This is a genomic window from Telluria sp. ZT3P39, from assembly GCF_059685935.1.
In genome coordinates, this window is record NZ_JCASIH010000019.1 from 1 (window position 1) to 10,877 (window position 10,877).

Sequence of the window (10,877 nt, forward strand, 5' to 3'; positions counted from 1 at the left end):
ATCTATCTGACCCACGTGCTCAAGGCACTCAGTCTGAACGAAGTCACCTCACCCGGCCGCATCGCCTTCATTATCAGTCGGGGACTCGGTTTGTTCAATATACGAGGTCTGACATTCGGACACGACCTCTGCCTTACTTGCCCGATTGGACCTTCGTGAACGCCGCCACCGCCACTGATTGAACAAGGTAAGACGGCCAAGGCGGCCAAGCGCGCGCCCGCGCACAAAGGGCGTAAAAAAGCCCCGCAGGCCCAGGGGCGTGCGGGGCGCAATGCATCCGTGCCGGTCAGCGCACGATGCAGTCGACAGCGTTGGCGTCGGCCGGGCCGGTGCCGTTGGGCGTGGTCGGCCCGTTCAGGTTGAAGACCGGAGGCGGCGTGAACTTCAGGCCCGGGTTGTTCGGCACGATCACCGGCGGCTGGGTCACGTTGGGCACATAGCCGAACTGGCCGGCGGCAAAGTTCAATGCGCCGCCCTGGTTGGTCACGATGATCATGCCGTCGCTGACCTGCAGGTGCAGGCCCGGCGGCAAGCCGGTCGCACCGCTCGGGGATGGCAGCTTGCCCTGTGGGGCGCCAGGCATGCCCAGCGGGCCGTCCGGACCGCGCGCGACCTTGCCGCCCGCCTGCTGGTTCAGCCCCGTCACATCGTTCGCCAGGTTCAAGCCGCTGGTCCCCGCAGGCGGCGGCGGAACGTATTGCGCGACGAAGGTGGTGCCGCGGATGCCGATGGTGGCGCTCGGCGTCTTCAGCGAAAACTTCTCCTTGTTGCGCTTGCCCATCAGGCCCGTGATCGAGCGCAGGCCGCCTTTCACCAGGCTGAAGCTCGCGTTGTCCTCGTCCGGCTTGGCGGCGTCGTAGGCGAAATTCTCGACCTTGAAGGTGGTACCCGGGCGCAGCGTGATCTCGCTGTTGTCGATGAACTTGATCTGGGCGTAGGTGTTCTTCTCGGACACCAGGGTGTCGCCGCTTTCGATTTCCGAACGCAGCGCCAGCACCTTGACGCTGCCATCGAGCTTCTTCGCCATCAGCGGGCCGCTCAGGCGCGCCACGAGCCCGGCCACCTGCGCCGCCCAGGCCGCGCTGCCGAGCATGAATAGCGCCGCGAACAGCGCCGCTTTAATTGCAGTACATTTTTGCAGCTGGCTTTTCATTCTTCACTCCTGGGGTGGTACCCGTTGCAGGACCGGCCTGCTGTTCCGTCTTGTCCGAAGGCGCATCGCTGCCGCCCTTGCCGCCTTCGCCGCTGCCTGCGGCCACGCTTGGTGCAAGGCTTGCTGCAGGGGTGCGCGAGTTGATCAGGTTGACCGTGGTCTGCTGGGCCAGGGATACGGGCGTCTGGGTCTCGCCGCCGTCAGGGGGATTGATGACCTGGCAGGCCGGCAGCAATGGATTGGCCACGCAGGCCGACACGCTAGGCAGCACCGCCACGCAGCCCGGCAGCGTCGGCGAGGCTGCGCACTGGGCCAGGGTCGGCAGCACGACCGCGCAGCCCTGCAGCGTAGGGCTGCCCACGCACTGGGCCAGGGTTGGCAAGGTGACCGAGCAGCCTGGCAAGGATGGATTGGCGACGCACTGGGCCAGGGTCGGCAGCATCACCGAGCAGCCGGCCAGCGTCGGGCTGACGACGCATTGCGACACGGTCGGCAGCACACCGCTGCAGGCCGCATCGCCTGGGTTCACCAGGCAGGCATTGAAGGTCAATTGCAGCACCTGGGCGCAGCCTGCGATGCCCGGGGTGGCTTTGCACACCGCCAGCGACGGCAGCACGGCCTGGCAGCCGTTGCCGGCCGGGTTGGCCAGGCAGGCCTCGAAGGCGGCGCGCGCCGCCAGCACCGGGACGCAGCCCAGTTTGCCAGGGGTGGCCACGCAGACTTCCAGCGCAGGCAGAACGCTGGCGCAGCCGGCGCCGGATGGTTCGGCGATACAGGCCAGCAGCGCCGCGCGTTCCAGCACGACCGCGCAGCCGTTGGTCGACGGGTTGGCGCGGCAGGCGGCGGGCGCCGGCAGCACCTGGCCGCAGTTCGGACCGTCCTGGTTGACGATGCAGGCCTGGGTCGCGGTTTGCAGTACCGGACCGCAGCCGGTGGCGGCCGGGTTGGCCAGGCAAACCTCGAGGGTCGGCACCGGAACGGGCGCCGGCGGTACCGGTTCGGCCGGGCCGGCAGGCGTGGTGACGGTCAGCTTGTCCGGGCTGGCGACGACGATGCTGCCCGGTGCGATGGCGGTGCTGCCGGCCTTGAGCTGGACGCTGCCCGAGGTCGAGGCGACCTGGGCGCCCGGCGTCACGGTCAGCGCGCCGCTGTTGCCGGCGTCGAGGCGGATGTTGCCGCTGCCGGAGCGCACCTTGCCCTGGACCGTCAGCGGGCCCTGGGTCAGCAGGCTGATGGCGCCGCTGCCGGTCTTCACGCCCTGCCCTTCGACGCCGGTCTCGGAAACGGTCAGTCCGGCGGCGCTGTCGATCGTGATGCCGCCGGTGTTGCCGGGGCCGGCCTGCACCACGTCCTGCAGGATCACGGCGCGGCTGCTGAGGATGTTGATCGGAGCATTGCCGACCGCGGTGTTGGTGGCGCTGAGCACCTGTGCGTTGGTGCGCAGCGGGGCGCTGTTGGTGCCGATACCGCCGCCGGATGCCAGCGAGACGAAATCGGCGCTCAGGGTGCCGCTGCCGGAGATCGAAGCGGCCTCGATAACTATCTCCATGCCTTGCAGATTGGCGTTGGCATTGAATGCGCCGCCCGCGAGATCCAGTTCGGAACTCGTCGCGATGCCGGACACGCCGGCCACGGTGCCGACCTGCAGGGCGCCGGTCCAGCCGAAGCGGAAGTTGCCGTTTGACGCCGCGCCCGCGAGCGTGCCGACCTGGTTAGCGTATTTCATGTCCACCTGGCCGCCATCGACCAGCAGGCTGGCCGCCTTCACCACCGAGCCGTTGTGCTGGGTGATGTCGGCCGTCGAGCTGAGGGTCATCAGGCCGCTCGATTCGAGCACGCCGCCCAGCTTCATGCCTTCATTGCCGGCGGCAAGCGCGATCGCGCCGGACTTGAGCGCGCCGTCGACGACGATGCGGCCACCGGTCAGCGCCACCTTGCCCGGCGCGGTGATCGATGCGCCCGCGCCGGTCACGTTGATGGCGCCGCCGCCCAGGTGCGGATGCAGGGTGCCGCCGAACTGGCTGGTGCTGCCGGTCAGGACCACCGGCGCGCCGATGTTCACGATGCCGGCCGAGTCGATCTGCAGGTGCCCCGGCATGGTGAGGGCGGCGTCGATGTTGACCGCGCCCACGTGGCCGCTGTTGCCGATGTTGATGCCATAGGCGCCGAAGGCGCCCAGGCGGGCCGGATCGAGCGTGAGCATGCCGCCCGCTTCCAGGCCCCTGACGGCGATGCCGGTGGTATTGTTGAAGGTGTTGAACGAGACGACCGGCAGGGTACCGGCGACACCGCCGATATTCCCGAGCAGCGTCATGCGCTCGGCTTTCAGGTCGATGTAGTTCGGGCTGGCCAGCGCACCGGCCGCACCGAGGGTGAAGCGGTTCCCGGCGCGGAAATCGAGGTCGCCCTGGCTCGAGCTGACCTGTGCATTGACGTTCAGGTTGTTGCCCGCCTCGGCGCGCACGCTCTTGACCGCGGCGAGGTTGTCGCTGAAGGTCAGGTCGTTCTGCGCCTGCAGCACGATGTTGGCATTGGTCGCCAGCAGCGTCGCCGGCGACACAACGGTGTCGCCGCTGCCGGGCGGCTTGGCGAACACGTCGACCGCCGCGGCCGGCGCGGTGCCGTCGGCGCGCACGGAGATGTTCCAGGGGTCGAGCAGCCAGGTGCCGCTCTTGCCGTTGCCGGCGCCCGCGTCCACCTTGACGCCGGCGGTGTCCAGGTCGTGGCCCGAGGTTTCGACCAGGCCGCCGTGTCCATTGCCGGCGCCGCGCGCCGAGATGCTGCCGTGGGCGCTGGTGGCGCCGTCCGACCACAGCACGATCTTGCCGCCGTCGCCGGCGGTGAGCGCATCGGCGCGGATGCTGGCATCCTTGCCGAACCAGGTCTGCTGGGCATTGGGCAGCGCGGCATTCTTGCCTTGATAATCGCCGCCGACCAGCACGGTGCCGCCACCGAGCTGGCCGCTGGCGTCCACCACTGCGTTGCCGGCCAGGCCGACGCGCGCGCCCAGCAGCTGGACCTCGCCGCCCTTGCCCGCTCCCACTGCGCTGGTGACGCTGCCCGCTTCGAGTACCGTGTCGCGGCTCGCCTTCAGGACGATCCTGCCGTCCTGGCCGACCACGGCGCTATTGGCGTTGACCACGCCGCGCTGGTTGACCAGGGCGCCGTAGATGCCGATGCGGCCGCCCTGCGCCACCACCTGGCCGAGGTTGATCGCGCCGTCGTCCGGCGCCGACACCACCACCTGCAGGTCGGGATTGTTCGAATCGACCAGGCGCACGCTGCGGCCGGCCGCCAGCACCACCTCGCCGTTGGGCGCACTGATGATGCCGGTGTTCTCGACGTTCGGCGCCACCAGGAAGACCTTGCCGCCGGAAGGCGTGGTGATCGCGCCCTCGTTGCGCACGGCGCCGGCGTTCGGTCCGGCCGTGAAATTCTTCTTCCCGGCCAGGAAATCGGCGTCGCTCATATTCAGCGTCGAGGCCACCAGGCCGCCCACGTCGACCCGCGCGCCTTGGGCGAACACCACGCCGTTCGGGTTGATCAGGAAGACCTTGCCGTTCGACTGCAGCGCGCCCAGGATGCGGCTCGGGTCCTGCCCCAGGATGCGGTTGAGCACCGCGCTGTCGCCGCTTTGCTGGATGAAGCGCGTGATCTCGCCCGCATTCACCGAGAAGCTTTGCCAGTTGATGATGGTGCCCGGCGTGTTCGTGATCGAGAACACCTTGCCCTGCTGGGAGAAGCTGGCCTGCCCCGCCACGACCTGCGGCAGTGTGGGTGCGGCATGCGCGACGGCGAAGCAGCCGGCAACGCACAGCGCCGCCCGACTCAGCCTGATCAATCCGTTTCTCATCTTGCTCATTTGTTCTCCTAGTAGGCCAGGCCGACGCGCACGTGCAGCTTGTCCTTGCCGGCGCCCGTCAAGGCGCCTTTTTTCACCACATTGCCGTAATCGATCTGCAGGCTGACCGCGCTGCCCATCGCGACGCGCAGGCCGAGGCCCGCGCTGGCGATGCTGGTGCTGCGCAGTTCGCCCGGCAGCGCATGATTGCGCTTGCCCCAGGCGGTGTCATGGAACGCCAGCAGGCGGCATTGCCAGCCACTGCCAGCGCACAGGTTCGGGGTATACAGTTCGAGGTTCAGGCCCAGGCCCGAGTCGGTGGACAGTTCGCGTTCGTCGAAGCCGCGTACGCTGGTCGAGCCACCGGCGCCGAACTGCTCGCCCGGCACCAGCGCGTCCGGCGTGTACTGGCCATTGGCCAGCACGCGGGTCTGCCAGTCGCCGCTGCCGAGGGCACGGGCCCAGGCGCCGCCAAAGCGCAGCGCGGTATAGCCGTCCTTGGCGCCGGCGCGCACGGCCGTGAATGCGGCCTGGTCCCCGCGCGAGCCGCCCGAGACGTTGCGCAGCAGGGTCGCGGTGAAGTTCGCTTCGCCGTTGTCGAGCGCCACCCGGCCCTGGTAGCCGATGCTGACCGGGCGCACGGTGACGTCGTTGCCGAAGTCCTGGTTGAAGAACACGACGCTGTTCTTGTACGCCTTGACCTCGACGCCATAGACGATGCGCCCTTCCAGTTCGCGGTCGGCCAGCAGGCGCTTGGCCAGCACCTTGTTGTAGCGCGCGCCGTAGACCGCGCCGCGGCCGCTGACGGCCAGGTCGAACAGGCCGGCGGTCACCAGGCCGGAATCGACGTCCGAATAGCTCGCGTACAGGTCGACCGAGGCGCCCTGCGCATACAACGGCACGTGGTAGCCCATGCCCCAGACGGCCACCTGCGAAGGCTCTTCCACCGTGGTGGTGTACTGCAGGCTGGCGACGTGGTCGCGCCCCCAGAGATTGGCATGCTGCAGCACCAGGCCGGCGTGGGTCTTGCCGGTGTCCTGCGTGCCCGTGTTGTCGAAGTTGGCCATCACGGTCCAGGGACGCTCATCGAGCACGTCCACGCGCGCGTCCACTGTGTCCTCGGCCTGCCCGCTCTCGAGGCTCAGCTTGATCTTCTTCGCCGGGTTCTCGTTGGCCAGTTTCAGGTTGCTCGAGACCTGCTCCAGATTCGGCGTGGCGCCTATACGCAGCGACGGCAGGCTGCGGCGGATATTCTCGGTGCCGGCGTGGCGGTTGCCCGCGATCCTGAGCTGGCCGACCGTAGCCTGCACCACCTTCAGGCGCACCACGCCGCCATCGAGTTCCTGCTCCGGCAGCTGCACCGTCACGACCTTGTAGCCGCGCTCGTGGTACCGGGCCTCGAGCGCTTCGAGCGCGCGCTGGACGTCGCCGAAGTCGCGCTTGGGGCCGGTGAAGGGAGCGACGGCGCGCTCGACCTCCAGAGCCGGCAGCAGGCTATTGCCGGTCACCTCGAAGCGGCTGATGTCGAAACGGACGATGTCGTCGGGCGCCGCGCCTGGCGCCGGATCCTGGGCCCAGGCCGCACTCACTGCCATGGCGAGCACGGAGCCGAGCAGCAGGCGTGCGAAACGTTGATTCATTAGATTTGCTTTACGGGTAGTTGTTTTTATAAGATTGTCTTCTGATCTGGCGGCACGCGGCAGCAAGGCCGCGGCGCTGCAGTGTCGAAGTCTACCGAGGTTTTTGTTGCAATGGAGAAAAATTGCATTAAAGTAAGTAACTTCGTCCACCGGACCGGGGAAAGCGCAAAGCCGGCGTTGTACGGACAACACACCGGCCCGCGTGCCAGGCCTTACTTGGTGTCGAAGCTGGTGACGCCATCCCAGTCGGGGCCGGGAGGCTGGGCACGGAAACGGGCGACGCGCTCCAGATAGAGCCGGTACAGCGCGCGCTCCGGCTGGCTTGATGCCAGGCGCTCGAGCGCGGCCTGCGCGGCCTCCCACTGCCGGCCGCGCACCAGCGCCAGCGCCGCGTCCCACTCGGCCAGTTCGTTCATCAATCCAGGCGCGAGCGCCTCCGGCTTGCCGAGCGGTTCGTAGATCGCGACCGGCTCGCTCTTGCCTTTCACGCGCACCAGGTCGAGCTCGCGGTAGACGAATTCGGGCGCGCCCAGGCGCGTCGCGGCGCCCACCGCGATGCCCACGCCATAGACCTTGGTGATGCCTTCCAGGCGCGCGCCCAGGTTCACGGCGTCGCCCATCACCGTATAGGCGCGCCGGATTGCCGAGCCCATGTCGCCGACGTGCATGACGCCGCTGTTCAGGCCGATGCCGATCTTCAGGGCAGGCCAGCCGCGCGCGCGGAACTGCGCATCCAGGTGCGCCGCGCTCTGCTGCATCAGCAGCGCGGTCGCCACGGCGCGGCTGGCATGGTCGGCAAACGCCACCGGCGCGCCCCAGAAGGCCATCACGGCGTCGCCGATGTATTTGTCGAGCGTGCCCTGGTGGCTGGAGCGGATGTCCTCGGACATCGCCGTCAGGTAGAGGTTGATGTATTCGCGCAGCGCCTTCGGGTCCAGGCCCTCGGAGATGGTGGTGAAGCCGCGCACGTCGACGAACATCACGGTCAGTTCGCGGCTTTCGCCATCCATGCTGTAGGCTTCCGGGTTGTCGGCCATCTTCTGCACCAGTTCGGGCGCCACGTATTCGCCGAAGCGCGAGACCAGCGCCCTGCCCTTGCGGACTTCGAAAAAATAGCCCCAGGCCAGGTTCAGCACGAAGAGCGTGGCCACCAGCAGCAGGCAGGCGAAGACATTCAGGATGGCGTCGTGCTGGCTGTACATGTAATAGTTGAAGGCGCCGCAGGCGACAAAAGCGCAGGCAGCCAGCAGCACCGACCAGCTTGGGGCCAGCACCGCCAGCGCAAGGCTCAATACCACACCCACCACCAGCAGCTGGATCGCCTCGACCACCTGGGCCGACCAGTGGCGCGTCTTGAAGCGGCCATCGAGCATCGACTTGATCATGTTGGCGTGGATCTCGACACCCGGGTATTCGGCGTTCACCGGCGTGGCCCGCAAGTCCTGCAGGCCGGGGGCGGTGGTGCCGACCAGGACGATCGTGCCCGCCAGGACGTCCTTGTCCACCCGCCCCGCCAGCACGTCGGCCGCCGACACATAGCGGAAGGCGCCGCCATCGGGCCCGCCGCGGCCGCGGAACTGCACCGTCGACGTCATCGCTTCGCCCACCGGGAACACCACCCGGCCGGCCTTTTTCGTGAACATTTGCAGGGTGTCGAAGGCCGAAGCCCGGCGCTCGTTCTCGGACAGGGTGTCGACGGTCCCGCTGAGCACCGGCTTGATCGAGCCGGTGTCGAGGAAGGCCGCCAGGGTCGCCAGCGACAGCGAAGGATAATAGCCGTCCTTGATGCGGAACAGCACCGGCGAGGAGCGCACGATGCCGTCCGCGTCCGTCACGGCGGTGAAGATGCCGGCGCCGGCGGCGGCCTGCTGCAGCCGCGCGATATTGGCTTCATAGCCCCTGGCGGTATAGGCATGGCCTTCGCGCCCGTTCAGGAAGTCAGTCGTGAAGGCGGGTTCGGGCAGCAGGCCCCTGGCCTGGCCGTCCGAGATGTTAAAGCCCAGCACCACCGGCTGTCCCTGCAGCGCGCTCGCGAACATGCCGTCGTAGTCGAGCGCGGGTTTGAGCAAGCCGAGCTGCTGCTGCAGCCTGGGGATGTCCTTCAGCTCGCGCCCGGCCAGGCGCGCCAGCACCTCATAGCCGGAACTCGTATCGGGCTCGGGAAAAGAGACGTCGAAGCCCACCGCGCCGACCTCGTAATGCGTGGTGAGCTGCCCGACCAGTCTGGCGAGCACGTTGCGGCTCCAGGGGAAGCGCCCGATCTCGTTCAGGCTCTTGCTGTCGATGTCGACGATGACGATGCCCGGATCGAGCTCGAACGGCTCGAGGCGCATGCGCAGGTCGGAGATGATGGTGTCCTGGCGCGCGATCGTGTGGCTGGTCCAGAAGTCGAGCGGGTACAGCACGGCGGCCAGCGTCAGGAAGAGTCCGAGCGCCCAGCGCGCGCCATGGCGCGACACCAGCTGGCGTAGACGTGTCATGACCGCGGGGCCTACGGCCGGTAGCCGGGGATCGCCGACTCGTCCACGGCGTCGATCTGGTGCGCGTCCATGTTCTTGCGCGCGAACTCCATGTACACCTTGTTGCGGACAAAAATGTCGAACAGGTCCGGGTCGATGTGGCCGTTGAGCGCGAACTTGCCGAGGATGTTGAGCGACTCGGACAGCCGCTTGCCCTTCTTGTAGGGGCGGTCGGCGGCGGTCAGCGCTTCGAAGATGTCGGCGATCGCCATGATGCGCGCCTGCACCGACATCTGGTCGCGCATCAATCCGCGCGGATAGCCCTTGCCGTCCATGCGCTCGTGGTGGCCGCCCGCGTATTCCGGCACGTTTTTCAGGTGCTTGGGCCAGGGCAGCGACTCGAGCATGCGCACCGAGACGTCGATGTGGTTGTTGATGACCTTGCGCTCGGCCTCGGTCAGGGTCCCGAAGCGCACCGTCAGGTTGAGGATCTCGTTCTCGCTCAGGAAGTCCTGTTCCTGGCCGCCTGGCCCGGTCCAGCGGATCCGGGCGATGCGGCGCACCCGGGCCTGGTCGTTTTCGGACATGCCCTCGCCGCCCAGGTTGGCGTGACGCAGGAAATCGCGGTCGGCGCGGATATGCGCCTGCTCTTCCTCGCAGCGCGCATCGATCGCCGCATGGTCCGCGCCCGGCCGGCATTTCTCGCGCAGCGCGCGGATCTCGCGGTCGCGCAGCAGCACCTCGAAGCGCGTATCGACCAGGTGGATGCGGTCGAAAATGGTCTCGAGCTTGGTGGCCTTGTCGACGATGTGCACCGGGGTGGTGATCTTGCCGCAGTCGTGCAGCAGGCCGGCCAGCCACAGCTCCTTGCGGTCGGCGTCCGTCATGCGGAAGGCCGCCAGCGGGCCATCAAGCGTCTGGTGCACCGCCTCGGCCAGCAGCATCGTCAGCTCGGGCACGAACTGGCAATGGCGCCCGGTATAGGGCGATTTTTCGTCGATGCCGATGTTGATCAGGTTGACCAGGGACTCGAGCAGGACCTCGAGCTGCTGGATCAGGAGCTGCTTGGTCAGCGCCGACGCCGCCTGGGCCGCGAGGGCTTCGATGAAGCGCTGGTCGGTCTGGGTGAAGGCGCGGATCGCGCCGGTCTCCGGGTCGCGGGCGTTGATCAGCTGGAGCACGCCCACCAGCTCGCCCTCGTGGTCGGTCATCGGCACCGTCAGGAAGGACTGCGAGTGGTAGCCGAAGGTCGCATCGAAACTGCGCATGCCCGAGAAATTGAAGGCATCGGCGCGGTACACGTCTTCGATATTCACCGACTGGTTGCAGTTCGCCGCGTAGGCCGCCACCGAGGCGAGGTTCTTGTCGCCGCCGGCGTCGTACAGCGGCACCGGCGCGATGTCGATCGGCTGGCCGCTCACGCCGCCCTGGTAGATCCCCAGGCTGTCGTTGATCGAGATATGGAAGCACAGGCTCTGCCTGTCCTCGCTCGGGCGGTACAGGGTGCCGCCGTCGGCGTCGGTCATGCCCTTGGCCACGCGCAGGATGCGGTCGAGCAGCGCGGGCGTGCCATGGATGTCCCCGAGCGCGACGCTCACTTCCGTCAGCTGGTGCAGGCGTTGCGCGATTTGTGAGGGGTTCAGCTCTTGCATGGTGGTCGCTCGGAGACGCAAGCCGCGCATGCCGGGGACGCGCGGCCCAGCAGTTTTGCCGGGTGGTAATAATTGGAAGTGTAGCTTTGTTACGGCTGCCTGTACATGCCCAATCCCCGTCCGGCGGCGCCA

5 protein-coding genes are annotated in these 10,877 nt (G+C 67.8%); all 5 read right to left on the reverse strand.

All coding sequences use genetic code 11. The features are described from left to right. Positions 1-286 precede the first annotated feature (286 nt). The gene (locus tag AC56LR_RS16400) at positions 287-1,153 is read right to left on the reverse strand and encodes a FecR family protein (protein WP_497131887.1); all 867 of its coding nucleotides are present in this window, start codon (positions 1,151-1,153) and stop codon (positions 287-289) included. Continuing rightward, positions 1,119-5,015 carry a two-partner secretion domain-containing protein gene (locus AC56LR_RS16405; RefSeq protein WP_497131888.1) on the reverse strand — a complete coding sequence of 1,299 codons (3,897 nt, stop codon included), beginning with the start codon at positions 5,013-5,015 and terminating at the stop codon, positions 1,119-1,121. The genes AC56LR_RS16400 and AC56LR_RS16405 overlap by 35 nt, the downstream gene beginning before the upstream one ends. An 8-nt stretch (positions 5,016-5,023) precedes the next feature. Then, positions 5,024-6,634, reverse strand: coding sequence for a ShlB/FhaC/HecB family hemolysin secretion/activation protein (locus AC56LR_RS16410; protein WP_497131889.1), 1,611 nt, complete (start codon positions 6,632-6,634; stop codon positions 5,024-5,026). A 212-nt stretch (positions 6,635-6,846) separates the two neighbouring features. Next, positions 6,847-9,114, reverse strand: coding sequence for a CHASE2 domain-containing protein (locus tag AC56LR_RS16415; protein ID WP_497131890.1), 2,268 nt, complete (start codon positions 9,112-9,114; stop codon positions 6,847-6,849). Positions 9,115-9,125: 11 nt separating this feature from the next. Continuing rightward, positions 9,126-10,745, reverse strand: a complete 1,620-nt coding sequence (locus AC56LR_RS16420; protein ID WP_497131891.1) for a GAF and HD-GYP domain-containing protein — start codon at positions 10,743-10,745, stop codon at positions 9,126-9,128. Positions 10,746-10,877: the final 132 nt, after the last annotated feature.

What these genes read in the sequence shown, in the direction of transcription:
- AC56LR_RS16420 (WP_497131891.1), bottom strand. Translation starts at nt 10,745, where the DNA reads ATGCAAGAGCTGAACCCCTCACAAATCGCGCAACGCCTGCACCAGCTG.
- AC56LR_RS16400 (WP_497131887.1), bottom strand. Translation starts at nt 1,153, where the DNA reads ATGAAAAGCCAGCTGCAAAAATGTACTGCAATTAAAGCGGCGCTGTTC.
- AC56LR_RS16410 (WP_497131889.1), bottom strand. Translation starts at nt 6,634, where the DNA reads ATGAATCAACGTTTCGCACGCCTGCTGCTCGGCTCCGTGCTCGCCATG.
- AC56LR_RS16415 (WP_497131890.1), bottom strand. Translation starts at nt 9,114, where the DNA reads ATGACACGTCTACGCCAGCTGGTGTCGCGCCATGGCGCGCGCTGGGCG.
- AC56LR_RS16405 (WP_497131888.1), bottom strand. Translation starts at nt 5,015, where the DNA reads ATGAGCAAGATGAGAAACGGATTGATCAGGCTGAGTCGGGCGGCGCTG.